This window comes from Kitasatospora cheerisanensis KCTC 2395 (assembly GCF_000696185.1).
Lineage (GTDB): Bacteria > Actinomycetota > Actinomycetes > Streptomycetales > Streptomycetaceae > Kitasatospora > Kitasatospora cheerisanensis.
In genome coordinates, this window is the sequence record NZ_KK853997.1 from 2,556,827 (window position 1) to 2,583,373 (window position 26,547).

General features: G+C 73.6%; 28 protein-coding genes and 3 pseudogenes. 15 read left to right on the plus strand and 16 right to left on the minus strand.

Translation table 11 applies throughout. The features are described 5' to 3' along the window. Nucleotides 1-17: 17 nt before the first annotated feature. The 3 genes and pseudogenes from KCH_RS11410 to KCH_RS11420 form a co-directional block, all read right to left on the minus strand. Nucleotides 18-605: a TMEM165/GDT1 family protein gene (locus KCH_RS11410; protein ID WP_035862198.1), complete on the minus strand. Its 588-nt coding sequence runs from the start codon at nt 603-605 to the stop codon at nt 18-20. Between the two features lie 218 nt (nt 606-823). Then, nucleotides 824-1,575: pseudogene (locus tag KCH_RS11415) on the minus strand (ABC transporter permease). A 39-nt stretch (nt 1,576-1,614) separates the two neighbouring features. Next, nucleotides 1,615-3,198 (minus strand): dolichyl-phosphate-mannose--protein mannosyltransferase, encoded by a 1,584-nt coding sequence (locus KCH_RS11420; RefSeq protein ID WP_035862201.1) that lies wholly within the window; start codon nt 3,196-3,198, stop codon nt 1,615-1,617. Between the two features lie 147 nt (nt 3,199-3,345). Here KCH_RS11420 and KCH_RS11425 point away from each other — a divergent pair, with 147 nt between their 5' ends. After that, on the plus strand, nt 3,346-4,386 hold the full coding sequence (locus KCH_RS11425) for a DNA polymerase III subunit beta family protein (protein ID WP_035862203.1): 1,041 nt from the start codon (nt 3,346-3,348) through the stop codon (nt 4,384-4,386). Between the two features lie 150 nt (nt 4,387-4,536). On the opposite strand, the gene KCH_RS11430 is transcribed toward KCH_RS11425, so the two are convergent. Further along, entirely contained in the window at nt 4,537-5,823 is a 1,287-nt protein-coding gene (locus tag KCH_RS11430) for an MFS transporter (protein ID WP_035862205.1), read from the minus strand. Nucleotides 5,824-5,962: 139 nt separating this feature from the next. On the opposite strand from KCH_RS11430, the gene KCH_RS11435 reads away from it, so the two are divergent. Beyond that, complete coding sequence (locus KCH_RS11435; RefSeq protein WP_035862208.1) at nt 5,963-6,526, plus strand: MarR family winged helix-turn-helix transcriptional regulator; 564 nt, start codon at nt 5,963-5,965, stop codon at nt 6,524-6,526. A 94-nt stretch (nt 6,527-6,620) separates the two neighbouring features. Here KCH_RS11435 and KCH_RS11440 read toward each other — a convergent pair whose 3' ends face one another. From KCH_RS11440 to KCH_RS11450, 3 genes are all read right to left on the minus strand, one after another. Then, nucleotides 6,621-8,459 (minus strand): glycosyl hydrolase family 18 protein, encoded by a 1,839-nt coding sequence (locus KCH_RS11440; protein ID WP_035862223.1) that lies wholly within the window; start codon nt 8,457-8,459, stop codon nt 6,621-6,623. Between the two features lie 269 nt (nt 8,460-8,728). Then, complete coding sequence (locus tag KCH_RS11445; RefSeq protein ID WP_035862225.1) at nt 8,729-9,247, minus strand: hypothetical protein; 519 nt, start codon at nt 9,245-9,247, stop codon at nt 8,729-8,731. A 29-nt stretch (nt 9,248-9,276) separates the two neighbouring features. Continuing rightward, a complete protein-coding gene (locus KCH_RS11450) occupies nt 9,277-9,840 on the minus strand; it encodes a DoxX family protein (RefSeq protein ID WP_035862227.1) in 564 nt (187 codons plus the stop codon). Between KCH_RS11450 and KCH_RS47170 the strand changes: the two are divergent. The 3 genes and pseudogenes from KCH_RS47170 to KCH_RS11455 all read left to right on the plus strand — a co-directional run. Next, nucleotides 9,801-10,109, plus strand: a pseudogene (locus tag KCH_RS47170) (barstar family protein); the annotation flags it as partial. The gene KCH_RS11450 and the pseudogene KCH_RS47170 sit on opposite strands and share 40 nt — an antisense overlap. A gap of 23 nt (nt 10,110-10,132) precedes the next feature. Beyond that, nucleotides 10,133-10,273 (plus strand): hypothetical protein, encoded by a 141-nt coding sequence (locus KCH_RS41220; protein ID WP_157032001.1) that lies wholly within the window; start codon nt 10,133-10,135, stop codon nt 10,271-10,273. Between the two features lie 17 nt (nt 10,274-10,290). Next, nucleotides 10,291-10,929, plus strand: a complete 639-nt coding sequence (locus KCH_RS11455; protein WP_035862229.1) for a MarC family protein — start codon at nt 10,291-10,293, stop codon at nt 10,927-10,929. A gap of 7 nt (nt 10,930-10,936) precedes the next feature. Here KCH_RS11455 and KCH_RS11460 read toward each other — a convergent pair whose 3' ends face one another. Beyond that, nucleotides 10,937-11,371: an Lrp/AsnC family transcriptional regulator gene (locus tag KCH_RS11460; protein ID WP_035862231.1), complete on the minus strand. Its 435-nt coding sequence runs from the start codon at nt 11,369-11,371 to the stop codon at nt 10,937-10,939. A gap of 165 nt (nt 11,372-11,536) precedes the next feature. Here KCH_RS11460 and KCH_RS44335 point away from each other — a divergent pair. From KCH_RS44335 to kynU, 3 genes and pseudogenes are all read left to right on the plus strand, one after another. Next, a pseudogene (locus KCH_RS44335) lies at nt 11,537-11,917 on the plus strand (tryptophan 2,3-dioxygenase family protein); the annotation flags it as partial. Nucleotides 11,918-12,189: 272 nt separating this feature from the next. Further along, nucleotides 12,190-12,363, plus strand: a complete 174-nt coding sequence (locus KCH_RS44340) for a tryptophan 2,3-dioxygenase family protein (protein ID WP_244305634.1) — start codon at nt 12,190-12,192, stop codon at nt 12,361-12,363. A gap of 8 nt (nt 12,364-12,371) precedes the next feature. Beyond that, nucleotides 12,372-13,604 carry a kynureninase gene (kynU, locus tag KCH_RS11470; protein ID WP_035871583.1) on the plus strand — a complete coding sequence of 411 codons (1,233 nt, stop codon included), beginning with the start codon at nt 12,372-12,374 and terminating at the stop codon, nt 13,602-13,604. 93 nt (nt 13,605-13,697) lie between these two features. Here the strand turns inward: kynU and KCH_RS45990 are convergent, their stop codons facing one another. Beyond that, the gene (locus KCH_RS45990; protein ID WP_279635858.1) at nt 13,698-15,383 is read right to left on the minus strand and encodes a choice-of-anchor A family protein; all 1,686 of its coding nucleotides are present in this window, start codon (nt 15,381-15,383) and stop codon (nt 13,698-13,700) included. Nucleotides 15,384-15,625: 242 nt separating this feature from the next. Here KCH_RS45990 and KCH_RS11480 point away from each other — a divergent pair, with 242 nt between their 5' ends. Next, nucleotides 15,626-16,285 carry a 4'-phosphopantetheinyl transferase family protein gene (locus KCH_RS11480; RefSeq protein ID WP_035862234.1) on the plus strand — a complete coding sequence of 220 codons (660 nt, stop codon included), beginning with the start codon at nt 15,626-15,628 and terminating at the stop codon, nt 16,283-16,285. Nucleotides 16,286-16,334: 49 nt separating this feature from the next. On the opposite strand, the gene KCH_RS11485 is transcribed toward KCH_RS11480, so the two are convergent. After that, nucleotides 16,335-17,117 carry an inositol monophosphatase family protein gene (locus KCH_RS11485; RefSeq protein WP_035862243.1) on the minus strand — a complete coding sequence of 261 codons (783 nt, stop codon included), beginning with the start codon at nt 17,115-17,117 and terminating at the stop codon, nt 16,335-16,337. 98 nt (nt 17,118-17,215) lie between these two features. Between KCH_RS11485 and KCH_RS11490 the strand changes: the two genes are divergently transcribed. Continuing rightward, nucleotides 17,216-18,196 carry an Lrp/AsnC family transcriptional regulator gene (locus KCH_RS11490; protein ID WP_035862248.1) on the plus strand — a complete coding sequence of 327 codons (981 nt, stop codon included), beginning with the start codon at nt 17,216-17,218 and terminating at the stop codon, nt 18,194-18,196. Between the two features lie 29 nt (nt 18,197-18,225). Then, nucleotides 18,226-18,462 carry a DUF2277 family protein gene (locus tag KCH_RS11495; RefSeq protein WP_035862251.1) on the plus strand — a complete coding sequence of 79 codons (237 nt, stop codon included), beginning with the start codon at nt 18,226-18,228 and terminating at the stop codon, nt 18,460-18,462. Here the strand turns inward: KCH_RS11495 and KCH_RS11500 are convergent. From KCH_RS11500 to KCH_RS11515, 4 genes are all read right to left on the minus strand, one after another. Beyond that, nucleotides 18,431-18,916 carry a membrane protein gene (locus KCH_RS11500; RefSeq protein ID WP_035862254.1) on the minus strand — a complete coding sequence of 162 codons (486 nt, stop codon included), beginning with the start codon at nt 18,914-18,916 and terminating at the stop codon, nt 18,431-18,433. The two genes, KCH_RS11495 and KCH_RS11500, sit on opposite strands and share 32 nt — an antisense overlap. Nucleotides 18,917-18,977: 61 nt before the next feature. Continuing rightward, the gene (locus KCH_RS11505) at nt 18,978-20,630 is read right to left on the minus strand and encodes an isovaleryl-CoA dehydrogenase (protein ID WP_035862256.1); all 1,653 of its coding nucleotides are present in this window, start codon (nt 20,628-20,630) and stop codon (nt 18,978-18,980) included. Next, the gene (locus tag KCH_RS11510; protein WP_035862259.1) at nt 20,630-21,226 is read right to left on the minus strand and encodes a TetR/AcrR family transcriptional regulator; all 597 of its coding nucleotides are present in this window, start codon (nt 21,224-21,226) and stop codon (nt 20,630-20,632) included. Before KCH_RS11510 ends, KCH_RS11505 begins: the two co-directional genes overlap by 1 nt. Before the next feature lie 57 nt (nt 21,227-21,283). Next, nucleotides 21,284-21,943 carry a TetR/AcrR family transcriptional regulator gene (locus KCH_RS11515; protein WP_035862262.1) on the minus strand — a complete coding sequence of 220 codons (660 nt, stop codon included), beginning with the start codon at nt 21,941-21,943 and terminating at the stop codon, nt 21,284-21,286. A gap of 67 nt (nt 21,944-22,010) precedes the next feature. On the opposite strand from KCH_RS11515, the gene KCH_RS11520 reads away from it, so the two are divergent. Next, nucleotides 22,011-23,459 carry an aldehyde dehydrogenase family protein gene (locus tag KCH_RS11520; RefSeq protein ID WP_244305290.1) on the plus strand — a complete coding sequence of 483 codons (1,449 nt, stop codon included), beginning with the start codon at nt 22,011-22,013 and terminating at the stop codon, nt 23,457-23,459. A 62-nt stretch (nt 23,460-23,521) separates the two neighbouring features. Here KCH_RS11520 and KCH_RS11525 read toward each other — a convergent pair whose 3' ends face one another. Both KCH_RS11525 and KCH_RS11530 read right to left on the minus strand, forming a co-directional pair. Further along, nucleotides 23,522-24,337 (minus strand): S1 family peptidase, encoded by an 816-nt coding sequence (locus tag KCH_RS11525; protein WP_035862274.1) that lies wholly within the window; start codon nt 24,335-24,337, stop codon nt 23,522-23,524. 118 nt (nt 24,338-24,455) lie between these two features. Further along, complete coding sequence (locus tag KCH_RS11530; protein ID WP_035862276.1) at nt 24,456-25,088, minus strand: TetR family transcriptional regulator; 633 nt, start codon at nt 25,086-25,088, stop codon at nt 24,456-24,458. A gap of 100 nt (nt 25,089-25,188) precedes the next feature. Here KCH_RS11530 and KCH_RS42460 point away from each other — a divergent pair, with 100 nt between their 5' ends. The 3 genes from KCH_RS42460 (at nt 25,189) to KCH_RS11540 (ending at nt 26,375) form a co-directional block, all read left to right on the plus strand. Beyond that, nucleotides 25,189-25,341, plus strand: coding sequence for a hypothetical protein (locus KCH_RS42460; RefSeq protein WP_167574038.1), 153 nt, complete (start codon nt 25,189-25,191; stop codon nt 25,339-25,341). A gap of 15 nt (nt 25,342-25,356) precedes the next feature. Further along, nucleotides 25,357-25,611 carry a hypothetical protein gene (locus KCH_RS11535; RefSeq protein ID WP_035862279.1) on the plus strand — a complete coding sequence of 85 codons (255 nt, stop codon included), beginning with the start codon at nt 25,357-25,359 and terminating at the stop codon, nt 25,609-25,611. Between the two features lie 113 nt (nt 25,612-25,724). Further along, on the plus strand, nt 25,725-26,375 hold the full coding sequence (locus KCH_RS11540) for an NAD(P)-dependent oxidoreductase (protein WP_035862281.1): 651 nt from the start codon (nt 25,725-25,727) through the stop codon (nt 26,373-26,375). Nucleotides 26,376-26,547: the final 172 nt, after the last annotated feature.

The following is a 26,547-nucleotide window of genomic DNA, read 5'->3' on the forward strand; positions in this document are numbered from 1 at the left end:
GGTGTGCTGACGGCGCGTCAGCCGGTGATCGCCTTGAACAGGCTGAACCCGGCCAGCGCGATCATCGCCAGCGCGGCGACCCGCACGATGACCTTCATCGGCACGTGCCGCAGCAGCTTCTGCCCGCCGACGATGGCGACGCCGCCGACCGCGCAGAGCGCCAGCCAGGAGCCCAGGCCGACGGCCAGCGGGTCGGCGTACTTGGCGGCCAGGTTGGCGGTCATGATCTGGGTCAGGTCGCCGAACTCGGCGACCGCGACGATCACGAAGCTGGTGCCGGCGACCCGCCAGAACGAGCTGTTCCTGGGCTCCTTGCCCTCGGCCTCGTCGTCCTCGTCCTCCTTGTGCCACAGCAGCATGCCCGCGCCGACCAGGAACAGGACGCCGGTGACGCCCTCCACCCAGCGGTGCGGGAGCAGTGCCAGCAGGCTGCCCGCGACGAGCGCGAGCGCGACCTGGACGGCAAACGCGGCGGCGATGCCCGCGAACACGTAGCTCGCCCGGTACTTGGTGCCGAGGACCAGGCTGGCCAGGGCGGTCTTGTCCGGCAGTTCGGAGAGGAAGATGATGCCGAACGTCAGCGCGGCGATGGACAGGCTGTTCATCGGATAAGAGCAGTCTCTCGGTCTCGGGCCGCCGACCCCGGGCACCCGTCGAAGGGGACGCCTCGGCCCGGCAGCACTGGTTCATGGTCACAGCACTGCGGCCGAAGGTCTCGCCGACACCCCGCGAGGTGCCCCGGGCGCCGGGCTCGTCCGCGAGGGACTGGCCAGTATGTCGACGGTCCGGTGGAGGGCTACTCCCCTTCAACAACGGACCGAGCTTACCGGACGCCGACCAGTCCCCGGCCCACCAGTTCCAGCACCGCCGCGACCGCCACCGCCTCCACCGCCAGCAGCGCGACCAGGACGAACAGCTGCACCGCCCGGCCTGCACGGGCGTCGCCCCGCCGAGCAGCATCCCGACGAACGCGCCGGGCAGGGTGACCAGCCCGACCGTGCGGGTCTGGTCCAGCGCCGGGACCAGTGAGGTCGCGGCGGCGGTCCGGCAGATCTCCAGCCGGGCGTCCCGGCCCTCGAAGCCCAGCGCCAGCGCCGCCTCCACCTCGCCGTGCCGCAGCCGCAGTTCGTCCAGCGCCCGCCGTCCGGCCAGCGAGGTCGCGGTGAGCGCCCCGCCGATCAGGATGCCCGCGACCGGGATCACGCTCAGGCCCTTCGGCGGCAGCAGGCCGGTCACCGTCAGCAGGAGCAGCACCGGCAGCACCCCCGCGGCGATCGGCACCGCCGCCCACGCCCACTCCCAGCGGCCGCCCGGGCCCGCCCGGCCCTCGCCGATCCGCCGGCCCGCGGTGCGCACAGCGACGGCGAACATCAGCACCACGAACAGCGCCGACGCCCACAGCGAGCGCACCACCCAGGCGATCACCAGCGCGACGGCCGCCAACTGCACGGCCGCCCGCACCCCGGCCCGCAGCACCGCCCGCCCGTGCCCCAGCCCGCCCCTCCCGGCGACCAGCGCGGCCACCGCGAGCAGCACCGCGCACGCCACCCCGAGCGGCCAGGTGACCGGCAGCAACTGCGAACCCGCGCCTGCGGAAAGCGCTTTCACGGGGCGTCAGATCCAACTGGTGAACCACATCCGGTCGCGCCACTCGGACATCGGGATCACCTCCGCCGTGTACAGCGGGTGAAAATACGCGAAGCAGCCGACGATCGCCAGCACGATCAGCCCCGCCCCGGCCGCGCCCCAGCGCCGCCGGCGCGGCGGGCAGCCCGCCGGGCCGAGCATCGCCCCCAGCATCTGCGTCACCGCCAGACACAGGAACGGCACCAGCAGCACCATGTAGAAGGAGAACGTGGTCCGGTGCTGGTACTGGAACCACGGCAGGTAGATCCCGGCGACCCCGGCCAGGATCGCGCCGGACCGCCAGTCCCGCCGGAAGAACCACCGGTACAGCACGTACGCCAGCGCGAAGCACGCCGTCCACCACAGGAACGGCGTCCCCAGCGCCAGGATCTGGCTCGCGCAGCCGTCCGCGGACGCGCAGCCGCGCTGCCCGTCCGGCACCTGCTCCCAGTACATGGAGACCGGCCGGCCCTGCACCAGCCAGCTCCACGGATTGGACTGGTAGGTGTGCGGGGACGACAGGCCGGTATTGAAGTCGTACATCTGCGCGTGGTAGTGCCACAGGCTGCGCAGCGGCGCCGGCACCCAGCTCATCGACACCTGCGGCAGCGGCACGTCCACCAGCGGCGTCCGCTCCGGCGAGAGCCCGGCCCGGCCGTCCGCCCAGTGCCGGCCGTAACCGCCGTCGGACGCGAACCAGCCGCTCCACGAGAGCACGTACACCACCAGCGCGCTGCCCACCATGGACAGCGCCGCCGGCCACAGGTCGCGCCGCAGCATCGACCGCCACGGCCGCCACGCACCCGCCGCCCGCCGGCCCGCCCGGTCCCACAGCAGGGTCAGCACCGTGAACACCGCCAGCACCTGCAGGCCGTTCCACTTCACCGCGCACGCCGCCCCCAGCAGCACCCCGGCGGCGACCCGCCACGGCCGGCCGCCGAGCCGCAGCTCGTCCCCGGCCCGGCCGCCCTCCGCCCGCGCGGCCCGCAACAGCTCCCGGGTGCGGTCGCGGTCGACCAGCAGGCAGCCGAACGCCGCCAGCACGAAGAACGCCGACACCCCGTCCAGCAGCCCGACCCGGCTCATCACGAACTGCAGCCCGTCCACGCTCAGCAGCAGCGCCGCGACACACCCCAGCAGCGTCGACCGGAACAGCCGCCGACCGATCCTCGCCAGTATCAGCACGCTCAACGCGCCCAGCACCGCGACCACGATCCGCCAGCCGAACGGATGCAGCCCCCAGAACCGCTCCCCCACCGCGATCGCCCACTTCCCCAGCGGCGGGTGCGCGACGAACGCCCCCTCCTGGCTCAGCGGGATCACCTGCGGCACCCCGAGGATCAACTCGTTCGCGTTGTCCGGCCAGACCGCCTCGTAGCCCTGCTGCAGCAGCGACCACGCGTCCTTCGGGTAGTACGTCTCGTCGAACACGAACGCGTTCGGGTACGGCAGGTCCCACAGCCGAAGCACCCCCGCGAACACCGCCACCCCGACCGGCCCCCACCACCTGAACCGGTCCCGCGCTGCGCCCGCGGCAACCGTCTCCCGCCGCTCCTCGACCGCCAGCGCCATATTCGCCCCGTCCGCCCGCAAGTTGACGACATGTCCGCAATGTCGCAAATCCTAGCGGTTCCCTCCACGCCCTCCCGTTCCGGACCCCGCCGCGCCTCCCGGCTACCGTTTGACCCTCAACCTGGTCGAGGGCTCAGGGTCTACCGCGTGGAGAGCACATTGCGCAGCATCGGCGAGATGGCCCGCGCCAGCGGCCTGAGCGTCAGCGCCCTGCGGTTCTACGACGGCGCCGGCGTCTTCGCCCCGGCCGTCGTCGACCCGCACACGGGCTACCGCTGGTACGCGGACGAGCAACTGCCGGACGCCCGCCTGCTGACGCGCCTGCGTCGTGTCGGCGTGCCGCTGGCCGGGATCGTCCGCATCCTGACCGGCACCCCGGCCGAGGGCCGGGCCGAGCTGGACGCGCACCTGCGCCGGCTGGAGGACGGCCTGTCCGATGCCCGCCGTGAACTCTCCGCTGTCCGTGCCCTGCTCGACTCGAGGGAGTTCCCCATGCCGCAGACCCGACTGACCGTTCCCGCCGCCCGCCTCGCGGCCGCCCTGGACGCGGTGCGTTTCGCCGCCCCGGCCGACGCCGCCCTCCCCGCCGTCGCGGGGATCTTCCTGGACGCGGAGGACGGCGTGCTGCACCTGGTCGCCACCGACCGCTACCGCCTGGCGGTCGCCGACTGCCCGGCCGCGCTGGACGGCCCGGCCGTCTCCGCGCTGCTGCCGACGGCCCTCGCGGACGCCGCCCGGGCCCTGCTCGACGACTCCGAGGAGGCCGAACTCGTCCTGGACGGCGGCACGTTCACCGTCCGTGCCGGAGGCCGCGAGCTCTCCGGCGCGCCCGTCGACCACGACTTCCCGGACTACCGCCGCCTGCTGCACCTGGAGCCCACCCACCGGCTGACCCTGACGGCGGACCAGCTGCACGGCATGCTCACCGCCGTCGAGCCGACCGTCGAGACCCGCTCCCAGGACGGCGTCGACTTCCCGGTCAGCGCCCTGACCGCGACCGCCGACGACGCCCTCCCGGGCGCCTCCCCGGCCGACCTGCTGGTCCACGTCAACCGCGACTTCCTGCTGGAGGCCGTCGCCGGCGCCGACCAGCTGGTCCTCGAACTCGGCGGCCCCATCGCCCCGTTGGCCATCCGCTTCCCGGCCCGCGAGGACACCTTCTCGCTCCTCATGCCCACCCGCCGCTGACGCCAGCCCACCGGGCCGCGCGCCGGCCTCACGGCGCAGACCCCCGGCCTCCGGCCGGGGGTCTGCTGCTCGTCGCCGCGCGCGGCCGCGGGACCGCCGCGGGTCTGGCGGTCACCGGGCCGCACCGCGGCACGATGCGCCGGTGACCGGTCAGGCCACCGCCTCCAGTTCGCGCAGCTCGCGCTGCGGGACGTTCAGCACCCGGACGTTGTCCTGCGCGGGCGTCAGGAAGCCGCGCAGCCGGAACGCCATGGCGACGATCAGCAGGGTGCAGGCGGCCATCGAGATCAGGTAGAGCGGCCACGTCCCGGAGCCGACCAGCATGACGCCGACGGCGGGGCCGACCGCGACGGCGATCTGCTTCACCAGCGCGTAGCCGGAGTTGTAGGTGCCGAGCAGCCGCGCGGGCGCGAGGTCCGCGACGATCGGGCTCATGGTGGGCGCGAGCAGGGACTCGCCGACGCCGAACAGGGCGTAGATCGCGACGATGGCGACCGTCGCGGCCAGCTGGTCCTCGCGGATCAGGCCGGCCACCAGGGCCATGCCCCAGGCGGCGAGCCAGACCACGCCGGCGGCGGCCATCGCGGTGGTGCGGCGGCGGCGCTCGGTGAGCCGGACGACGAACATCTGCAGCACCACGATGGTCAGCGCGTTCGCGCCGATGGCCAGGCCGAGGGTGGACTCCGGGGTGCCGACGGTGTGGGTGGCGAACGCGGCGACGCCGGACTCGAACTGGCCGTAGCAGGTGAAGAAGATCAGGCCGGCGAGCAGGCAGAGCCGCAGCATGGCCTTGTCGGCCACCAGCGCCCGCAGCCCGCCGCGGCCGGCGGCCGCCTCGACGCCCGCGCCGACGTCCGCCGGCTCGACCTCGGCGGCGGGGATCCGCGCGGTGCCGGTGACGGCGGCCAGGCCGAGGAAGGTCACCGCCTCGATGGTGAACAGCCGGGTCAGGCTGGCCGGGTCCGAGGTGTCGACGATCAGGCCGCCGACCAGCGCGCCGATGCCCATGCCCAGGTTGACCAGGGTGAACTGGAGCGCGAAGGCCCGGGACCGCTCGGCCTTGCGGGTGCAGCGGACGATCATCGTGGCGAGTGCGGGCTGGCAGGTGGTGAAGCCGGCGCCGAACAGGAAGGAGGAGACCAGCAGCGTCGGGGCGCTCCCGGCCTGGCCGAAGGCGAACGCGCCGACGGCGGCCATCGCCGTACCGGCCAGCAGCACCGGACGCGGGCCGTACTTGTCGATGCCGCGGCCGATGAACGGCAGCACGGCCAGCGCGGCGAGCGCGAACACGGTGAACACCGCGCCGGCCGCCGCGGAGCCGAGACCCCGCACCTCGTTCACGTACACGAACATGTACGGCAGCGTGAAGCCGCTTCCGAATGCGCTGAGCGCGTTGCCGATCTGGACGCGACGCAGTCGGCCGCCCCACTCCTTCACGTGACACCCCTCAAGACACCGAAGCCGGGCCCTCCAGGCCTCGGCTTTACTCCGTAAGATTTCAGACCTAAAGTCTATGCATGGAAACCTTAACGAGTCAAAGGCTTAACGGCTGCACCATGCGTGGAACAATGACCGTATGAGCGCACGCAGAGCGGAGCCCGCCTCCGCCACCGAACTCGGCATCGCCGAGCAGGTGGCCCTCTACCAGCGGGAGTTCCCGACCGTGGACCCGCAGGTGGAGACCATCGTCTCCACCCTCTCCCGGCTCTCCCGCCGGATGAACGTGGCCTACAGCCGCCAGCTGGCCACGCTCGGCATCACCAACGCCGAGTGGGAGGTGCTCAAGGCACTGGTGTTCGCCGGCAGCCCGTACCGGCTCGGCCCGGGCGAGCTCGCCAAGCGGCTCGGCCTGACCCCGGCCGCGATGACCCACCGGATCGACCGGATGGTCACCGAGGGCCTGGTCACCCGGGACCGCGACGAGGCCAACCGAGTCCGGGTGATCATCGAGCTCACCCCGCTCGGCCGCGACAAGTGGCTCGAACTGATGCGGATGGCCGCCGTCTTCGAGGCCGACCTGCTCCAGGACGTCACCGGCGAGGCCCGCCCCGAGCTGGCCGCCACGCTCACCCGGATGCTCCGCCGCATCGAGGAGTCCCAGCCGGACGCCCTGGGCCGCACCGACGACCTGACCTGCTGAGGCCGCACTCCGGCGGCGACGCAGAGACGAGCGAGGGGCGCAGGGAGAGATCTCCCTGCGCCCCTCGCTCTCAAGGGCCGTTACTGATCAGTCGTCAGCAGGCGCCGTTGTCGGTCCACACGCCCCACGCGCCGCTCAGGCTCGGGTCCTCGTTCGTGGTCCACCACTTGTTGGTGTAGTAGTGGCCCTTCCACGAGACCTTGGTGGAGGTGGCGTACACGGTGGCCGCGTTCCAGCTCGGCGCACCGGAGCAGGTGCCGGCCGTGGCGGACTGCGACGGGGAGGCCGAGGCGGAGGCCGACGCGGAGGCGGAAGCCGAGGCCGAGGCGGAGGCCGACGCGGAGGCGGAAGCCGAGGCCGAGGCGGACGGGCTGGCCGACTGCGAGGCGGAGGCCGAGGCCGAGGCGGTGGCCGACTGGGTCGGGGCGGCCGGGCAGTTCGCGGCGGAGCCGTTGGTGGCGGTCACCATCTTGTCGAACAGCGCGGTCTGGGTGCCCAGGTCGTACATCGAGAAGGCGAAGGAGCCGCCGAGGCCGTTGCAGTGCGCGTAGTCGAGCTTGGCCTGGATGGACTGCGCGTTCTCGCCGGACCAGAAGGTGGTGCCGTCGTAGAAGTACGCGGCCTTCGCGGCGTCGTCCCAGTAGGTGTAGGACGGGTTGTCCACGAAGCCGTTGAGCTCCTTGAACATCCGGATGCCGTTGACGTTGCCGGAGTAGCTGCCGCCGGCCGCCGGGCCGGTCGCCTTCTGGAACAGGCCGTGGTTGGCGCCGGCGGTGACGCCGGTCCAGCCGCGGTAGTAGAACGGGATGCCGACGTTGATCTTCTTCGCCGGGAAGCCGCCGGGGATGCCGTACTGCGGGTCACCCACGGTGTACGCCTTGATGGCGTTGTCCAGCGAGTACTTCCCGTTGCCGCCCGGGACGGGGTTCATCGGGTCGTTCGGGTTGGTGTAGATCGGGGCCTGGTGGTTGGTCGGGCCCTGGGCCTCCCAACCGCCGTGCATGTCGTACGTCATGATGTCGAGGAAGGTCAGGTACTGACCGATCTTGTCGGTCTCGACGTACTTGATCTTGTCCTGACCGGCGCCGACCGCGGCCGCGAGGCTGTAGGTCTTGCCGTCCGTCTTGCCCTGGGCGTCCAGCTGGCTGCGGAACTCGGCGAGCAGCGAGGTGAAGTTCTGCTTGTCGTTCGGCGAGGAGTGGTTGCCGGTGTGGCCGTTGCCGCCCGGGTACTCCCAGTCGATGTCGATGCCGTCGAAGATGCCGGCGCCGGTGCCCGCGCCGCCGTAGCCGCCCTGCACGGGCAGGTTGCCCTTGATGTACAGGTCGACGCAGGAGGACACGAACTTCTTGCGGGACGCGTCGGTGGCCGCGGCGTCGGAGAAGTACTTCGAGTAGGTCCAGCCGCCGATCGACAGCAGCACCTTGAGGTTGGGGTTCTTCGCCTTCAGCTTCTTCAGCTGGTTGAAGTTGCCCACGATCGGCTGGTTCCAGGTGTCGCCCACGCCGTCGACCGAGATGTCGGCGCCGAAGCTCTTCTGGTAGTCGGCGAAGGAGTCGCCCGCGCCGTCGCCCGCGTTCGGGTCGTCCTCGTTCTGCGACGCGGCCTTGTTGGCCTCGAAACAGGTGAGGTTGGTCGGGTCGATGTTGCCGAAGTCGTAGATCAGGTAGTCGAGCTTCCCGGCGGCGCCGGTGTCGTTCATGGTCTTCAGGTAGTAGGCGTTGGTGTAGATCGACCACTGGTCGAAGTACGCCACCTTGATGCCGCCGCTGGTGGCGGGCGCGCCGGTCGAGTTGGTGGGCGCCGCGCTGGCGGTGCCGCCGGACAGCGCCAGGGTGCCGCCGAGCAGCAGCGAGGCCGCGGTGCCGGCCGCGAGCGCGGCCCAGCCCTTGGGCCGCCGCGTGGGCGACTGGGGGGAAACGGAACGAAGCATGGCTGCGAGACTCCTGGTTGTGGGGGTCCTGACAAACCCGGGTGCGAACCGTGCGAGGTGGGGCCGCACAGCCAGGGGGCATGACAGGGGAATCGAGCTTTGGCCTGCACAAACGCGAGGTACGGGATAAGCCGAACCGGCGCCGGTGGTCTGAACCACCGGCGCCGGCCCAGGGGCTCCCTGCACCTGCCAAGTAAAATGGACTAGACCAACTCGGGCGTCAAGAGCGGGATCTGACGCTTACGCCACGCTTAAGGTTCGGTGTCCGGTCAGTACCGCAGCGCATTCGCCACCACAGGCGTCACAGGACCGTTCAGTGAACGGTTGCTCCGCGCCGTGGCCTGCGCAGTCGCCCCCACGGCCACCTCCGGCACGCTCACCACGGTGGCGTCCAGCAGGTTCCCCGACGCGTCGTTGAAGTTGACCTGAATCGTGTACTTGCCGGCCTGGGTCCCGTGGTTGGTGACCGTCAGCGGCACCGCCAGCTTCCCGTCCGACTCGGTGGCCACCGCCCCCAGCGCCACGTCGCCCGTCGCGTTCAGCCCGCCCTTGATGCCCGCCAGCGCCGAGGACGCCGCGGCCGCCGCCGAGGCGCCCGCCGAGGCCGCCGCCGAGCCGATCTTGGCGGTGGCCGAGGCCGCGGCCGAGGCCAGCGCCGACTTGGCGCCCTGCAGGGCCGAGGACACCTCCGCGGTCGGCTTGCCGTCCGAGGTGCAGCCCGCCAGCGCCGCCGAAGCCAGCATGACCGCCGCCGTCCACCCCGCGGCAGCCCGGATCCGTCGCTCCATCGGTGAGTCTCCCTCTCTCGTCGCGGCGCTCAGGAGAGCCCGGTGCCGTTCTCGCCGGCCGCCTCGTCCGCGGCCCGCGCCTCCCGCCTGCGGACCACGTCCTGACGGCGCGACACCACCGCGACCGCACCCAGCGCGCTCGCCGCGAACGCCAGCACCCCCATCCAGGGGCGGCCCAGCGCGTGCCCGGACGCGGCGTCCACCGAGTAGCAGCCCGGGCCGGACACCGCCAGCGCCAGGCCGCAGGCGCCCAGCAGCGCCGGGTACTCGTAGCCGCCGCCGTGCGCGAAGAACCCGGCCGGGTAGTGCACGGCGATCGCGCCGGCCATCGTCCCGGCGACCACCGAGCCGGCCACCGGCGTGGCCAGGCCCGCCGCCAGCAGCGCGCCGCCGCCGGCCTCGCCGAGGCCGGCGGCCAGCGCGTTGCGATCGCCCGGCTCGAAGCCCATCTGCTCCATGGCCTGCGCGGTGCCCTCCAGGCCGCCGCCGCCGAACCAGCCGAACAGTTTCTGCGCGCCGTGCGCGAACAGGACACCGCCCACGGCCGTGCGCAGTGCCAACAGACCGAGATCCTTGCGGTGCAGACTGGTCATGGTGTTGCCCCTGGTGTGGAAGAGAAGACGTAGGGCCCATCCCAGCGTGCGCACCTGCCCCGTTCGACCCGGCGAACCCATCCGGGCGATCCGATCCACCCCGCAGGGAGACTCCCGATGCCCACCGCACCGCAGCCGCCCGAGTACGTCCTGCACGGCGACCGGGTCACCGACGAGCCGGCTTCTGGGCCGAACTCGGCCGCGCCGTGCACGCCCCGGACGGCTACTACGGCCGCAACCTGGACGCCCTCGCCGACGTGCTGCGCGGCGGCTTCGCCCCCGAGCCCCGTTCGTGCTGGTCTGGCGGGCCGCGATGGTCTCCGCCCAGGCCCTCACCCGCCGGGTCACCGGCCCCGACGAGGAGGAGCGCTCCTACTTCGACGCGATCCTCGACGTGCTCCGCCAGGGTGGCGTCGTCGTCCGGCTGCGCTGACGGCCCATCATGGGCCCATGTCGGCGATCACCCTGAGCACCGTCTTCGTCACCTTCTTCGCCGTGGTCGGCCCGCCCAAGGTGCTGCTGGCCTTCGCCCAGCTCAGCCAGACCCGCACGCTCGCCGAACTGCGCCGGCTCACCCTGGTCTCCTCGCTGGTCGCGGCGCTGGTCGGGCTGGCGCTGGCGTACACCGCGGACTTCGCGGCGGCGCTGTTCCACATCTCCGACCAGTCGCTGCAGATCTCCGGCGGGGTGATCTTCTTCATCTACGCCGTCGCCCTGGTGCTCGGCGTCCACCTCGGCGGCGGCCGCAGCGAGGGCCACCTCGCCAACCCCCTGGCGGACGGCATCCGCGAACTGCTGCTGCCGTACGTGGCCAGCCCGCTGGCGATCACCGCGCTGCTGGTCGAGTCGCTCACCCGGGACAGCCTCGAATGGCACTCCACGGTCGCCGCCATGTACGTCGCGGTGATCGCCGTCGACTGCGCGTCCGTGCTGCTGCTCGCCCCGCTGCTGCGGGCCAGCCGGCGCACCTCGCTGGAGGTGGTGTCCCGGCTGCTCGGGCTGCTGCTGGCAGCCGTCGGCGTGGAGATGTTCCTGTACGGCCTGGAGAGCCTCGGCGTGCACCTCGCCCCGTCCAAGAACGGCTACTGACCGCCCGTCAGGAGGCCTGGATCGCCCGCCACGGCACCGGGCTGGACAGGATCATCGAGCTGGTGGGCTGGCCGTAGCCGCCCAGCCGGTCGGTCAGCCGCTCGAAGGCCGGCATGTCGGGGACGCCGACCAGCAGCACGCAGCACGCGCCGCCGGTCACCCGGTGCAGCTGGAAGACCTCCGGCCAGTGCGCCACCTCCGGGTCGCGCAGCACGCAGCGCGGGCCGTAGCACTGCACCGTCACCAGGGCCATCACCGCCGCACCGGCCTTCGCCGGGTCCAAGTGCGCGTGGTAGCCGGTGATCACGCCCTCCGACTCCAGCCGGCGCACCCGCTCGGCGACGGCCGGCGGCGACAGGTTCACCCGGCGCGACAGCTCGTTGTACGACAGCCGCGCATCGGCCTGCAGTTCGGCCAGCAGCAGGCGGTCCACCGCGTCCATCGTCGGCTCCTTTGCGTTCGTCAGGCGATCGGCGCGCAGCACCTTTCGAACGGCAGGCCTTTTCCGCCGATCGGGCTACGATGCCCATTCAAGTGCAGGCCGCCGCGCCGCACAATGGTGGCGCCCGCCGCACCCCGGAGCGGGCGGAACCAGGAGGTACCGGCCATGACCGGGCAGACCCACCGGCCCAACCTGCGGTTCGGCGACGAGCAGGCGCCCGACGCGACCACCCCGTACGCCCGGTACGTGCGCCTGTCGGAACTGCACTCGCTCCAGCAGCCCCGCAGCGCGGAGCCCTCGGAGTACGCGTTCATCGTCACCACCCAGGTGATGGAGCTGCTGTTCGACCTGCTGCACCGCGACTGGGCCGCCGCCCGCGCCGCGCTCCGCGAGGACGACCTGCGGACCGCCGGCGACGCGCTGCGCCGCGGGCAGCACACCCAGGACGTGCTGGTCTCGTCCTGGGACCTGCTGGCCGCCATGACGCCCGCCGAGTTCAACTCCTTCCGGCCGGTGCTCGGCGAGGCCTCCGGCTTCCAGTCCTCGGCGTTCCTGCGGCTGGAGTTCCTGCTCGGCAACAAGAGCGAGAACCTGCTGACCATGTACCAGGACTCCCCCGCCGAGTACGACGAGCTGTTCGCCGAGCTGCGCACCCCCAGCCTGTACGACGAGGCGCTGGCCGTGCTGGCCCGGCGCGGCCTGGCGATACCGGCCGCCCCGCCGCCGCCCGCCGCCAGCCCGACGACGCCGTCGAGGCCGCCTGGCGCACCGTCTACACCGACCCGGAGTTCGCCGACCTGGCGCGCCTCGGCGAGGCGCTGCTCGACACCGCCGAGCGGGTCACCCGCTGGCGCCAGCGCCACTACTCCGCCGTCAAGCGCACCATGGGCGGCAAGCCCGGCACCGGCGGCTCCAGCGGCCTGAGCTGGCTGAAGCACTCCGCCGACCAGGACGTCTTCCCCGAGCTGTGGTCCGTCAGGAACGAACTGTGACGACGAACATGACGGCTCCCACCCGCGAGCAGTGCGCGGCCCTCGACGCCGCCGATCCGCTGCACCCGCTGCGCGAGCGCTTCACGCTGCCCGCGGACGTGCTCTACCTGGACGGCAACTCGCTCGGCGCGCTGCCCCGCGACACGCCCGGCCACCTGGCGAAGGTGGTCGCCGACGAGTGGGGCACCGGGCTGATCCGGTCCTGGAACGACGCCGGCTGGTTCCACCAGCCCGGCCGGCTCGGCGACCGCCTCGGCGCGCACCTGCTGGGCGCGGCGAACGGGCAGGTGGTGGTCTGCGACTCGACCTCCGTCAACCTGTTCAAGGTGCTCGGCGCGGCCCTGCGGCTGCGGCCCGGGCGCGGCGCGCTGGTGGCCGAGCGGCACGCCTTCCCCACCGACCTGTACATCGCGGACGGCCTGACCGGGCTGTACCCGGGCACCCGGCCCGTGCTGCTGGACTCGGCGGCGCAGCTGGACGCGGTGCTCGACGGGGACACCGCCGTGGTGCTGCTGTCGCACGTCGACTACCGCACCGGCGAGCTGCTGGACATGGCGGCCGTCACCGAGCGGATCCACCGGGCCGGGGCGCTCGCCGTCTGGGACCTGTGCCACACCGCCGGGGCGCTGCCGATCGAACTCGACGCCGCCGGCGTGGACTTCGCGGTCGGCTGCGGCTACAAGTACCTGAACGGCGGCCCGGGCGCGCCCGCCTTCCTGTACGCGGCCGAGCGCCACCACGCGGCCGGCCGGCAGCCGTTGACCGGCTGGTTCGGCCACGCCCGGCAGTTCGACTTCGAGCCCGGCTACCGCCCCGCCGAGGGCGTCACCCGCTTCCTCACCGGCACGCCGCCGGTGCTCGGCCTGGCCGCGCTGGAGGCCTCGCTCGACGTGTGGGAGCTGGCCGACCCGGCCGCGGTGCGGGCCAAGAGCCTGGAACTCACCGACCTGTTCATGGATCTGACGGCCGATCTGGACGTCGAGGCGGTGACGCCCCGCGACCCCGCCCGGCGCGGCAGCCAGGTCGCGCTGCGGCACCCGGAGGGCTACCGGATCGTGCAGGCGCTGATCGCCCGGGGCGTCATCGGCGACTTCCGGGCGCCCGACCTGATGCGGTTCGGCTTCACCCCGCTCTACCTGTCCCGGACGGACGTGCACGACGCGGCGACGGCGCTGCGCGAGGTGCTGGCCTCCGGGGAGTGGCGCGAGGAGCGCTTCGCCCGGCGCGGCGAGGTCACCTGACGGCCCGTCGGACACGCCGGAGCGGCCGGAGCCCCGTGGGGTTCCGGCCGCTCACGCGTTCTTCAGTTGTCGGTCGTGCGGGTGCGGGGCGGGTCAGTGCCGGCGGCCGCGGCCGCGGCGCGCGAAGGCGAAGACCGCACCGCCCAGGCCCAGCAGCACCGCGGCGGCGCCGGCCACCGGGGCGACCAGGTCACTGCCGGTGTTCGGCAGGTGCCCGCCGGGGTGGGAGGCCTCCCCGCTCGGCGAGGGCTTGTTGTGCTCGTGGGTGTGCGAGGGCGTCGGGTGCTCGCTGTGCTCGTGCGTGTGCGACGGCGTCGGGTGCGGGCTGTGGGTGTGGCTGTGCGACGGCGTCGGGTGCGGGCTGTGCGTGTGCGAGTGCGACGGCGACGGGTGCGGGCTGTGCGTGTGGCTGTGCGACGGCGACGGGCTCGGCGGGCAGTCCGTCTCCGAGGGCGACGGGTGCGGGCTGTGGGTGTGCGAGTGCGACGGCGTCGGAGTGGGCGGGCAGTCGGTCTCCGTCGGCGTCGGACGCGGGCTGTGCGTGTGGCTGTGCGACGGCGTCGGGCTCGGCGGGCAGTCCGTCTCCGACGGGGACGGGTGCGGGCTGTGGGTGTGCGAGTGCGACGGCGTCGGGGTGGGGCTCGGCGTCGGCGTGGGGGACGGCGTCGGCGTGGGGCTCGGCGTCGGGGTCGGACTGGGGCTGGGCGTGGGGCTCGGGCTCTCGGTGGGGCTCGGGCTGGGGCTCTCGGTCGGGCTGGGGCTCGGGCTGGTCGGCGAGGGCGACGGGCTCTCCGCGCAGGTCGGCAGGTCGCCGTTGAACGGGTAGGCGTGGATCTCGGTGCCCGCGGAGCCTTCCTGCACCAGGCTGCCGGCGAGGTACACCCGGCCGTTGGTGCCCGGGGTGGAGATGGTGAGGGTGCCGGCCGGGTTGCCCGCCATGATCGAGCCCTGGAACTGGGCGCCACCGGCGATCGTCGCGTCCGTGGCGTCCGGGAAGTTCCACATCAGCAGCGGCTGCATGTCCGTCAGCTGGTCGCCGGGGAAGCCGGTGCCGGTGTTGGTGCGGATCAGCACCGGGTCCGGGCCGACCATGTTGACGATCACCGTGGCGCCTTCCGGCACGCCGGTGAAGACGATGTCGGCGGCGGCCGTGTCGCTGCCGATGTTCCGGTCGACGTTGAAGACCTGCCGCATGCTCCGGCCGTCGCCGACGAAGGTGTACAGGTTGCCCTCGACGAGCAGTTCGCCGGTGGCGGTCTGCTCGCCCATGCAGGTCGAGTGGCCCTCGATGACCGGGGTGAGGCCCAGGAACGGCTCGATCGCCGCCGGGTCCTGGCGCAGCTCGCCGGGGGGCGCGAATTCGACGGTGCCGGCCTGGTCGGTGCCATAGGCCAGGTTGCCCCAGCGGGTCTCCTGCGAGTCGACGCCGCCGATCGCCACCCGGTTGCCGGGCAGGATGTCGACCGCGCCGCCGACCGTGACGTGGTCGGTGCCGACCGGCGGGGCGACCCGGGAGCCGACGCCGACCACGCCCATGTTGAACAGGCCGCCGCCGTCCTTGTTGACGATCAGGTCGTGGACGGTGACGATCTTGCCCTCCACTTCGGCGGACCGGCCCTGCACGGTGTAGTCGCCGCCGACGAACACGTTGATGGTGCTGTCGGAGCCGGCGAAGTCCCCGTTGTTCAGCGGCGGGAACGGGTCGGGACAGGTGCCGACGCACGGCCCGAGCGGCGGGGCCAGCGGGTCCGCCTGTCCGATCGAGGCCAGAGTGATCACTGGAGCGGCGGTGAGCACTGTCACCGCGGCAAGCCGGGCCATCCGGTTCTTGGTTCGGATGCCGTGTCGCACGGACACCCCTCTCGTTGACGGTGGGTCAGTCCGCGGGCAGCAGACACCGTCAGCAAAGAGGTCACGTGTGCACGAACCGGACGATCGGCCGTTGACACGCCGAAAGCTCATTCGAACGGGCTAGGTTGGCAGCAGAACTGGTATTGGCGCCCGCACGGAGAAGGAGTCCTGTGTCCCACCACCCGCTCGCCCTGCTCGCCACCACGGCCGAGGTCCTGGCCCGGCCGGACGCCGACGAACGCCTGCTCAGCGACGTCGAGCGCGAACGCGCCGACCGGTTCCGCCGCCCCTCCGACCGCGACGACTACCTGGCGGCCCACCTGCTGGTCCGCTACTGTGCGGCCGCGCACCTCGGCATCGACCCCGCCGAGGTCGCGTTCGGCCAGCAGTGCCCCGGCTGCGGCCGGACCGGGCACGGCCGGCCGCTGCTGACCGACCGCCCCGGCACCCACCTGAGCCTCTCCCACACCGGCGGGATCATCGCCGCCGCGGCCGGCCCCGTCCCGGTCGGCGTGGACGTCGAACACCTGGGCGCGCGCGCCAACGACCCGGCCGCGCTCGGCCACGTGCTCACCCCCGCCGAGACCGAGCTGATCCGCAGTCACCCGGACCCGACCCGGGCGTTCCTGCGGCAGTGGGTGCGCAAGGAGGCGATGATCAAGCTCGGCCGGGCCACCCTGGACACCCTGCCGCAGCTCGACCTGTCCGCGCTGCCGCTCGACCCGCCCGTCCGGCACCGGCACGGCGACCTGCACTACCTGGAACTCACCACCCCGGACGCGGTGTTCACCGCCGCGGCCACCCTGCCGCCGGAGCTGGGCGAGCTGTGACCCGGTAGGCCTCCGGGTCCGGCGACGGCGGCGGCACGGCCGTTCCGCCTCACACCCGCCGCAGCACGTCCAGCAGTTCGGCGTGCACGCCGGGCGCGGCGGCGACGAAGGACGGCGCGTCCGGCGTCCACGGCCGGCCCTCGGCGTCGGTGACGACGGCCCCGGCCTCGGCGGCCAGCAGCGCGCCCGGCAGCAGGTTGGCCGGATCGGCGCCGAACTGCCAGAACAGCGCCAGGTGCCCGGACGCGACCTGGGCGGTCTGCAGCGCCGTCGGGCCGAGGTTGCGCACCGCGAGGACGTGCGGCAGGACGGCGCTCAGCGAGGCGCCGGCGGCGTGCAGCGCCCGCGGGTCGCGGCCGACCAGCGGCGGCTGCGAGGTGGCGGCGACCGAGCAGGCCAGGGTGCGCGGCCGCGGCGCGCAGGGGCGGCCGTTCAGCCGGGCGCCGCCGCCGGCCGTCGCCGTGTGGGTGCTCCCGGCGAGCGGCGCGTGCACCACGGCGAGCACGGGCGCGCCGTCGCGCAGCAGGGTCGCGGTGACCGCCCACTGCGGCAGCGCGCTCAGGTACTGCACGGCGCCGTCGGTGGCGTCGCACAGCCACCACTCGCCGTCGCGCGGCACGTCCTGCTCCCATTCGCCGTCCAGCCAGCCGGCCCCCGGGCGGAGCGCGGTGAGCCGTTCGCGGAGCAGGGCGGCGGCGGGCCGGTCGATCGCGTCGAACGCGGCGCGCGCCTGCTGCGGGGTGGCGGCGTCGACGGGCTCGGCGGGCTGACGGTCCCTCAGGTGGTCGCCGACCTCGCGCAGGGCCTGCTCGGTGCCGGCCAGGACGTCCATCACGGTGGTGCTCCTTCGGTGCGGTGAGGCTCCAGGAGTACCGTCGGGGCGACGCTTCGGGACGTCACCGGCAGGGATTTCGACGGGGATCGGACAGCATGGACACGGACACGGCGGATCCCGCCACGGTGCTGGACGCGCTCGACCGGCAGCTGGTGCACGCGCTGCAGGTGGACGGGCGGGCGGAGGTCGGCCGGATCGCGGGGGTGCTGGGGGTGTCGGCGCGCACCGTGACCAGGCGGCTGGGCCGGCTGCAGGGCACCGGCGCCGTCCGGGTGGTGCGGATGCCGGACACCCGGGCGGCGGCGCTCGGCGCGCTGCTGCTGCGGGTGCGGGTGCTGCGCGGCCGGGTCGACGCGATCGCGCTGGCGCTGGCCGCCCGCGAGGACGTCCCGTTCGTGGACGTGATGCTGGGCGGGCAGGAGGTGTCGGCGGTGGTGCTCGGCGGCGCGGCCGGACGCGACCGGCTGCTGTACGGGCAGCTCCCGGCCACCGACGCGGTGGTGGAGTCCACCGCGCACGCCGTGCTGCACCTGTTCGCGGACGCCTCGGCGTGGCGCTGCGGCGCGCTGACGGCCGATCAGGAGGCGCTGCTGGCCCCGCCGCCGCCCGCCGGGCCGCCGCCGGAGCCGGACCCGCTCGACCACCGGCTGCTGGACCTGCTGGCGGTGGACGCCCGCCGCTCGCACGCCGCGCTGGCCGCGGCCGCCGGCACGCCCGAGTCGACGGTCCGGCGGCGGCTGCACCGGCTGGCCGCGGGCGGGCTGCTGCGTACCCACGTGAGCGTGGATCCGCGGCTGCTGGGCGTCGGGGTGGACGCCAACCTGTGGCTGGAGGTGCCGCCCGGGCGGCTCGCCGCGGCGGGCGAGGCGCTGGCCCGGCACCCGCAGGTGCACGGGGTGCTGGCCACCGGCGGGCCGACCAACCTGATGGCCGCCGTGTTCTGCCCGGACCACGCGGCGCTGTACCGCTTCCACACCGAGGTGCTCGGCCCGCTCGGGGTGCGGCGCGCCGAGACGGCGGTCGTGGCGCGCGCCGTCAAGCGGGCCGGGGTGCGGATCCGGCAATTCCCCGGCTGAGTGTCGGCGGGGCGGAGCAGACTGGAGGCATGTGCCGAAGCATCAAGACGCTCCGCCCGCCGATGACGCCCGACGCCACTCCCGAGGACGTGCACGCGGCGGCGCTCCAGTACGTCCGGAAGATCTCCGGTTTCCGGGCGCCCGCCGCCCACAACCGGGAGGCGTTCGACGCGGCGGTGGCCGCCGTCGCGGCCGCCACCGCCGACCTACTGGCCGGGTTGGAGGTGCGCGGCGTCACGCACCGTTCGTCGACCCCGGCCGGATGACCATCAGCACCAGGACGACCGCCCACAGCAGGTTGAACAGGCCCGTGGTCATCGGCAGCATCTTCAGCATGCCGGTGGCCCGGGCCGTCTCCGCCTCCTGGTTCTCGGTCGCGTCCAGCGCGTCCACGGTGGCCTGCTGACCGGGCAGCACGAACAGCAGCAGCACGCCCGCCGCGACCGCCGTCAGCACCATCGAGGCGATCAGCCAGGCGTTGCCCAGCACGTGCATCGCCTGCGCGGTGCCGACGCCGAGCAGCGGCACCGCGATCCCGATCAGCGCGTACACGTTGGTGATCCGGTGCAGCGTCCGCACCGAGGCCTGCGCACCCGCCTGCTCCGGCCCCGCCGCCAGCGCGAGCTTCGCCTTCCGCGGGAACATGCTGACCGTCACCGCGACGGGACCGACGCACAGCACGGCGACCAGCAGATGCAGACTCAGCAGGAACTTGGCCATCGCCGGCGCAACCCTTCCAACCACACGGGGGAATCGAACTCGCCCGCCACGCTAGCAGCGCTTATCCGTCGCCCCGGGCGCCGGTCGGCAGGGACGGGAGGCGGCCCAGGACCGCCTCCGTGTCGACGCCGGCGGGCAGGGTGCCGTAGGCGAGGCCGGCGTCCCCGGCCAGCCGGGTGGCGGTGAACGCCTCGGCCACGGCGGGGTGGCCGTGCCGCAGCAGGACGGACGCCTGGAGGGTCAGCGCGAGCCGCTCGACCAGGCGCCGGGTGCGGTACTCCAGGTGCTCCGGGTCGGCGAGGTCCTTGCGCAGCCCGGCGACGGCGGTGTCGAAGTGCCGGTCGAGCCCGCTCGCCGCGTCGAGCTCGGCGAACACGGCGGCCACCGACTCGGGCTGCCGGGCCATCGCGCGCAGCGCGTCCAGTGCGGCGACGTTGCCCGAGCCCTCCCAGATCGACACCAGCGGGGCCTCCCGGTAGAGCCGCGGCATGCCGGACTCCTCGACGTAGCCGTTGCCGCCCAGGCACTCCAGGGCCTCGGCGGCGTGGCCCGGGCCGCGCTTGCACACCCAGTACTTGGCGACGGCCAGGCCCAGGCGGCGGAACCGGGCCTCCTGCTCGTCGCCCGCGAGGGCCCGGTCGGTGGCCTCCGCGAGCCGCATCGCGATCGCGGTGGCGGCCTCCGACTCGACGACCAGGTCCGCGAGGACGTTGCGCATCAGCGGCTGCTCGACCAGCGCCTTGCCGAACGCCCGCCGGTGGGTGGCGTGGTGGACGGCCCGCAGCGCGCCGTACCGCAGCGCGGAGGCGCCGCCGACGGTGCAGTCCAGCCGGGTCATGTTGACCATCTCGATGATGGTGCGCACGCCGCGGCCCTCCTCGCCGACCAGCCAGCCCACCGCGTCCTCGTACTCGATCTCGGCGGAGGCGTTGGACTTGTTGCCGAGCTTGTCCTTCAACCGCTGCAGCCGCAGCGCGTTGCGGCTGCCGTCGGGCAGCACCCGCGGCAGCACGAAGCAGGACAGGCCGCCCGGGGCCTGAGCCAGCGTCAGGAACAGGTCGGACATCGGGGCCGAGGTGAACCACTTGTGCCCGACCAGCCGGTACGTGCCGTCCCCGACCGGAACGGCACGCGTGGTGTTGGTGCGGACGTCCGAGCCGCCCTGCTTCTCCGTCATCGACATGCCGGCGATCAGCCCGCGCTTGCCGTGCGGCTCGCGCAGCCCGAAGTCGTACTCCCGCGCCGCGAGCAACGGCTCGTAGGCGGCGGCCAGTTCGGGGCTGGTCCGGAGGGCCGGCACGGCGGCGTACGTCATCGAGATCGGGCAGGTGTGGCCCGCCTCGACCTGGCCCCAGACGTAGAACTTCGCGGCCCGGGCGGTGTGCGCGCCCGGCCGGTCGTCCCGCCACGGCGCGGCGTGCAGGCCGTGCTCGACCGCGGTCCGCATCAACTCGTGCCAGTGCGGGTGGAACTCGACCTCGTCGACGCGGTGCCCGTAGCGGTCGTGGGTGCGCAGCACCGGCGGGTTCTCGTTGGCGAGCCGGGCCCACTCGGCCGCCCGCTCCGTGCCGGCCAGCCGCCCCAGGGCGTGCAGTTCGCCGGCCGCCCACCCCGCGCCGGCCCGCTCCAGGGCGCCCAGCAGCGTGGGGTCCTCGGCGACGTCGTGCCCGTACGGGTCGGGAACCTGGTTGGTGACCTCGTGGGTGCTTGCCATCAGTGCCCTCCCAGGGCGCGCAGGGTGAAGGTGACGAGCGCGGGCAGCACCGTCTCCGGCGGCTGCCCGTCGGTCAGCGGCCCGACCAGTGCCTCCCCGACCGCGCCGACGATCGCGGCGGCGGTCAGTTCGGCGTCCTGGGGCGGCACCTGGCCGGAGGCGACGGCCCGGTCGATCCGCCCGGCGATCAGATCCCGGAACGCCCGCCGGAACACCAGCCGCTCGGCCTCGACGACCTGGTCGGCGGGCTCGGCGAGCAGGGCGAACGCCAGCCGCGGCGACTTCATCGCCCGCGCGGCGAAGGTCGCCACCACCGCGGCGACACCGTCCAGCGGGTCCGCCGCCCGCTCGGCCGCCTCCGTCACGGCGCCGATCTCCCGACCGCAGACCGTCCGGAACAGCGTCACGGCGAGATCGGCCTTGCCGTCGAAGTGCTGGTACATGCTGCCGGTGGCGATCCCGGCCCGCTCCGCGACGGCCGCCATCGAACACCCCGCGTACCCGCGCTCGGCGAGCAGCGAGACGGCGGCCCGCACCACGGCCTCCCGCTGGCCGTCGAGCCGGGCCTGGACGGCGGCGGTGCGTCGATAGGCCATACCAAGGATTGAAGCACCGATTCACTGCTTCAGAAAGGGGGGACGCCGAGACGCCCGTCAGGGGCTCGTGGGGGCGCCTCCCGGCCCGCCGATCGCCCCCACTGCCCGGAGCGCGAACGGCAGGAAGCGGTCCGCCGTGGCCCGCGCCGTCGCCGCGTCGACCCGGTCCGGGCGGGGGGTGAGCAGGAAACGGCTCATGAGCGGCCCGACGACCACCGCGCCGAGCAGTTCCGCGTCCGGCACGGCCTCGATCTCGCCGCGCTCGGCGGCACGCCGCACCGCCTCGCCGACGCGCCGGTGGACGGGTTCGAGGAAGGCGGTGGTGAGGGCGTCGGCCAGGGCCGTGTTCCGGGCGGCCTCGCCGACCAGGGCCTGCATCAGGCGGCCGGCCTCGCCGGTGAGCGCGGCGGCCTTGTCGCGGAGCAGGACCCGCAGGTCGCCTTCGAGGGTGCCGGTGTCGGGCTGGGCGTGGACCGCCTCGACGTGGGTCGCGGCGGCGGCGACCACCAGTTCGTCCTTGGAGGACCAGCGCCGGTACAGGGTGGCGGTGGAGACGCCCGCGCGGGCGGCGACCGCGGCGGTGGTCAGCGCGCGGTAGCCGCTCTCGGCGAGGACGGCCAGGGTGGCGTCCAGGATGGCCCGGTCGCGGGCGGCGTCGCGGGGGCGGCCCCGGCGCGGGGTGCTCTGCGGGGTCGCTGGAGGTGCGGTGCGGGTCATGGGGACCAGCCTACGGCGGCGGACCACAACGAAACGAAACCTCTTCGTTTCGTTTATGCTCGGCGGCATGAACGCTCCCACCGGCGTTTCCACGCCCTCCGCGCCCCTGCCCGCGAACACCACCCCGACCGGCCCGGCCGCCGCGACCGACCCCGCCGCCGTCGTCGGCCGCCTGCAGGCGGCCTTCGCCACCGGCCGGACCCGGCCGATCGCCTGGCGCAAGGCCCAACTCCGCGCCCTGCGGAGGATGTTGGTCGATCAGGAGGAGGTGTTCGCCGCCGCCCTGAAGGCCGATCTCGGCAAGAGCCCGACCGAGGCGTACGTCACCGAGGTCGGGTTCACGGTCAAGGAGATCGACCACACCCTGCGCCACCTGGCCCGCTGGCTGCGCCCGCGCCGGGTCGCGGTGCCGCCGGCCCTCGCGCCGGCCCGGGCCCGCACGGTGCGCGAGCCGCTCGGCACGGTGCTGGTGATCAGCCCGTGGAACTACCCGCTGCAACTGGCGCTGACCCCGCTGGTCGGCGCGCTCGCCGCCGGCAACTGCGCGGTGGTGAAGCCCAGCGAGCTCGCCCCGGCGACCTCGGCGGCACTCGCGCACTGGCTGCCGCGGGTCCTGGACCCGCAGGCCGTGGCCGTGGTCGAGGGCGGCGTACCGGAGACCACGGCCCTGCTGGAGCAGCGCTTCGACCACGTCTTCTACACCGGCAACGGCGCCGTCGGCCGGATCGTGATGACCGCCGCGGCCCGTCATCTCACGCCCGTGACACTGGAGTTGGGCGGAAAGAGCCCGGCCGTGGTCGACCCGGGCGCGGACTTGGCGGCGGCCGCCCGCCGGATCGTCTGGGGCAAGTTCATGAACGCGGGCCAGACCTGCGTCGCCCCCGACTACGTCCTGGCGATCGGCGACACCGCGCCCGCGCTGGAAGCCGAACTGACCGCCGCGATCCGGGAGATGTACGGCGAGGACCCCGCCCGCAGCGCGGACTACGGGCGGATCGTCAACGAGCGCCACTTCGACCGGCTGACGGCGCTGCTGGCGGACGGCCGGCTGGTGACCGGCGGCGATCACGACCGGGCCGGGCGCTACCTGGCGCCGACGGTGCTGGCGGACGTCGACCCGGAGGCGCCGGTGATGCGCGAGGAGATCTTCGGCCCGGTGCTGCCGATCGTCCGCGTCCCGGACCTGGACGCCGCGATCGCGTTCGTCACGGCCCGCGACAAGCCGCTGGCGCTGTACGCCTTCACCGCGTCCGCGCGGACCAGGCGGCGGCTGATCGCCGAGACCTCCTCCGGGGCGCTGTCCTTCGGCATCCCGAACGCCCATCTGACCGTCCCCGGGCTGCCGTTCGGCGGCGTCGGCGAGAGCGGGCAGGGCGCCTACCACGGCCGGTACTCGGTGGAGACGTTCAGCCACACCAAGGCGGTGCTGGCGAAGCCGCTGGCGCTGGACACCCTGCGGCTGGCGTACCCGCCGTTCACGCCCGGCAAGTCCCGGCTGCTGCGCCGCTTCCTGTGAGGTGAACGCGCGCAGCCACCCGCGGAGGGGATACGCGGGTGGCTGCGCGCGGGTGGGCTCGGCTACGGGCGGGGCAGCACGCAGCCTGCCCGGGTCAGGTCGAGCACGTTGCCGGCGGCGAAGCAGTTCGGGATGGTGTAGGTCTCCTGCGCGTAGCCGATGTTGGGGTGGATGGTCACCGCGCCGTTCTGGTCGACCTCGCACGGGTTGTTCAACGTACAGGTCTGGCCGTCCTCGTTCATGGTGTTGTTCACCGCGACGACCTGGCCGCTGTTGACGTCGACCACCGGGGAGCCGGAGGTGCCGCCGATGATGTTGCAGCCGGAGGTGTAGCGGACCGAGTCCTTGAAGGTCCAGCCGCCCTCCTTCAACTGGTAGGCGAAGCCGTCCACGTTGCAGGAGTAGATGGTCTTCCAGTACCCGGACGGCACCTTGATCGCGCTGCCGGCCACCGGGTGGGTGGTGGACATGGTCAGCGGGGATATCCCGTAGCGGCTCTTGATGCTCGCGTACGTGGTGCTCAGCCGGTAGAGGGTGACGTCGGTGTCGGTCATCGTCGAGTAGAGGACCCGGTTGGCACGCACCGTGCCGAGGCTGCCGCCGGTCGAGCTGAGCAGGGTGAAGCTGCGGGTCGACGCCTTGTCGGTGATCACCTGGCCGGCGGCCGGCATGCCCGTCTCCAGGCAGTGGCCGTTGGTGAGGATCAGCCCGGGGTCGGTGTCCACCGAGTTGGGCATCCGGATCAGCGAGCCGGAGCAGTTGCTGAGCGCGACCGTCCCGGCCAGGTTCACGGTGACGGCGGACGCGGGGGTGGCGGTGACCAGGGCGGTCCCGGCGAGCAGGACGGTGCCGAGCGCGCCGATGAGCGGCTTCTTCATGAGGGTGCCTCTCGGGATGCGGGGTCCCTGTGGGGGTGCCGTGGGGTTCCCCTAAATTGGCGCGCCCATGACATCCTGTCAAGAGCCGCGACACCCTCGACTTCCGGTCAACGGTCCGTCAACTCGCCTTCCAGTGGCGGCTTCCCAGGTTGATCAGCCGCAACTGGGTGCGCACCGTGTCCGCGATCGCGGCCCGCTCGGCCGGGTCGGCCTCGACCAGCGCCAGCGCGGTGGTGACCATCCGGTCCACGTACAGCTCGGCCAGCATCCGGCGGTCGCCCGCCGACCAGCCGGCCAGCTCCGGGCGCAGCGCCAGCAGCTCGGCCAACTCCTCGGCGAAGTGCCGCAGTTCGGCGCCGACCGCGTCGCGCACCGGCTTCACCCCGCCGTGCCGCTCGCGGGCCAGGAAGCGGATGTAGGCGGCGTGCTCGGCGACGTGCGCGTCGATCACCTCGACCGAGCGGTCGATCAGCTGCTCGGGGTCGCCGCTGCCGGCGAACACCGCGCGGACCATCTCGTGCAGGTTGGCCAGCGACTCCTGGACCAGCACCACGCCCAGTTCGGCCAGGTCGGCGAAGTGCCGGTAGAAGCCGGCCGGGGAGAGGCCGGCGGCCCTGGTCACCTCGCGCACGCCGAGGCCGCTCAGGTTCTGCCGCTCCAGCAGGGCAAGGGCGGCGTCCAGCAGGGCGCGGCGGCTGGCCTGCTTCTGGGCCTGGCGGCTCCTGGGGGCCGGGGCGGGGGTCTCGGTCACGGCGTTCAGTAAACAACTGTTTGCCGAAAATGGCCAGCCCCGCTAGAGTGCTGACCAGCTTTCAGCGAACAGTTGTTAGCCGAAATTCGGAGGTGCCACCGTGCTGCTCTTCGCCCTGCTCGCCCTCGGCCTGCTCGCCGGGGCCGCCGCCCACCTGCCCGGCCCGGTGTTCCTGGTCGCCGCCACCGCCGTCGCCGGCTGGCTGCTGCTGTTCGCGGCCCGCGAGCGGCTCACCCGCACCCACCGCCACTGACCCAGGAGGTCCGCCGTGTCCACCCCGCGCACCACCGCCTCGGAGGCCGACCAGCTCGCGGTCGCCTCCTTCGTCCTCGGCCTGCTCGGCCTGCTGCTGTTCAACCTGGTCCTCGGCCCGCTGGCCGTGGCCCTCGCCGTGCTCGCCCTGCACCGGGGCACCGCCCGCCCGCTCCGGGCCCGCCTCGGCCTGCTGCTCGGCCTCGCCGACCTGGCCGTCCTCGCCGCCGCCGTGGCGGCCGGCCACGGCTCGCTCTTCCACCTGGGCTGACCGACGGCTGTCGGTTTTTCACCATGGCCTGTCGGCTCGGCACCTCGCCCACCGGCCACGGGCCGCCGTACCGTCGAACAGCAGACGGAAAACGGCAAAGGAGACCCTCCACCATGAGCACCATCACCCTGTACGGCGCCACCGGCACCATCGGCTCCCGGGTGCTGGCCGAGGCGCTGCGCCGCGGCCACACCGTCACCGCGGTGGTCCGCCACCCCGCGAAGCTGACGGTCGAACACCCCGCGCTGACCGTCGCGGTCGGCGACGTGCTGGACCCGGCGTCGGTGGCCGAGCACGCCAAGGGCGCGGACGTGGTGGTCAGCGCGGTCGGCGGCGGCGACGGGCCGGGCCACCTGGCGCTGATCGAGCCGTCCTTCGAGTCGCTGGTCGCGGGCCTGCGCACGCTGGGCGCGGACGCGCCGCGGCTGATCACGGTGGGCGGCGCGGGCTCGCTGCGCACCCCCGACGGCAAGCAGGTGTGGGACGCCGAGGGCCTGCCGGAGTTCCTGCTGCAGATCATGCACGCCCACGGCGACGCGCTCGACTACCTGCGCACCGTCACCGACCTGCGGTGGACCAACCTCTCGCCGGCCGGCACCATCGCCCCCGGCGAGCGCACCGGCGCCTACCGCACCGGCCTGGAGGACCTGCTGATCGGCGCGGACGGCGAGAGCCGGATCTCCACCGAGGACTACGCGGTGGCCCTGGTGGACGAGATCGAGCAGCCGAAGCACCTCGGCGAGCGCTTCACCGTCGCGTACTGACGGCACGCCCGCAGCGGCCCGACCCCCGACAGGCAGTCCCCGGCACCGGCTCCGGGGGCTGCCTGTCAGGCTTCCGGCTCTCGGCGCGCGGTGGCCCCCTGCCGTGGAGCCGCTGGCAGGTGCGGCCCGGTCACCACCGCGACCGGCCTCGCGGGTGCCCCGCCCCGGACGG

Bases quoted from the DNA above. Each gene is read 5' to 3' on its own strand.
- KCH_RS11460 (WP_035862231.1), bottom strand. From the start codon at position 11,371: ATGGACGCGGTGGACCGCCTGCTGCTGGCCGAACTGCAGGCCGATGCG.
- KCH_RS11510 (WP_035862259.1), bottom strand. From the start codon at position 21,226: ATGGCCTATCGACGCACCGCCGCCGTCCAGGCCCGGCTCGACGGCCAG.
- KCH_RS11525 (WP_035862274.1), bottom strand. From the start codon at position 24,337: ATGAAGAAGCCGCTCATCGGCGCGCTCGGCACCGTCCTGCTCGCCGGG.
- KCH_RS11520 (WP_244305290.1), top strand. From the start codon at position 22,011: ATGAACGCTCCCACCGGCGTTTCCACGCCCTCCGCGCCCCTGCCCGCG.
- KCH_RS11440 (WP_035862223.1), bottom strand. From the start codon at position 8,459: ATGCTTCGTTCCGTTTCCCCCCAGTCGCCCACGCGGCGGCCCAAGGGC.
- KCH_RS11495 (WP_035862251.1), top strand. From the start codon at position 18,226: ATGTGCCGAAGCATCAAGACGCTCCGCCCGCCGATGACGCCCGACGCC.
- KCH_RS11505 (WP_035862256.1), bottom strand. From the start codon at position 20,630: ATGGCAAGCACCCACGAGGTCACCAACCAGGTTCCCGACCCGTACGGG.
- KCH_RS11445 (WP_035862225.1), bottom strand. From the start codon at position 9,247: ATGGAGCGACGGATCCGGGCTGCCGCGGGGTGGACGGCGGCGGTCATG.
- KCH_RS11455 (WP_035862229.1), top strand. From the start codon at position 10,291: ATGTCGGCGATCACCCTGAGCACCGTCTTCGTCACCTTCTTCGCCGTG.
- KCH_RS11540 (WP_035862281.1), top strand. From the start codon at position 25,725: ATGAGCACCATCACCCTGTACGGCGCCACCGGCACCATCGGCTCCCGG.
- KCH_RS11450 (WP_035862227.1), bottom strand. From the start codon at position 9,840: ATGACCAGTCTGCACCGCAAGGATCTCGGTCTGTTGGCACTGCGCACG.
- KCH_RS11490 (WP_035862248.1), top strand. From the start codon at position 17,216: ATGGACACGGACACGGCGGATCCCGCCACGGTGCTGGACGCGCTCGAC.
- KCH_RS11435 (WP_035862208.1), top strand. From the start codon at position 5,963: ATGAGCGCACGCAGAGCGGAGCCCGCCTCCGCCACCGAACTCGGCATC.
- KCH_RS11515 (WP_035862262.1), bottom strand. From the start codon at position 21,943: ATGACCCGCACCGCACCTCCAGCGACCCCGCAGAGCACCCCGCGCCGG.
- KCH_RS11485 (WP_035862243.1), bottom strand. From the start codon at position 17,117: ATGGACGTCCTGGCCGGCACCGAGCAGGCCCTGCGCGAGGTCGGCGAC.
- KCH_RS11500 (WP_035862254.1), bottom strand. From the start codon at position 18,916: ATGGCCAAGTTCCTGCTGAGTCTGCATCTGCTGGTCGCCGTGCTGTGC.
- KCH_RS11420 (WP_035862201.1), bottom strand. From the start codon at position 3,198: ATGGCGCTGGCGGTCGAGGAGCGGCGGGAGACGGTTGCCGCGGGCGCA.
- kynU (WP_035871583.1), top strand. From the start codon at position 12,372: ATGACGGCTCCCACCCGCGAGCAGTGCGCGGCCCTCGACGCCGCCGAT.
- KCH_RS11410 (WP_035862198.1), bottom strand. From the start codon at position 605: ATGAACAGCCTGTCCATCGCCGCGCTGACGTTCGGCATCATCTTCCTC.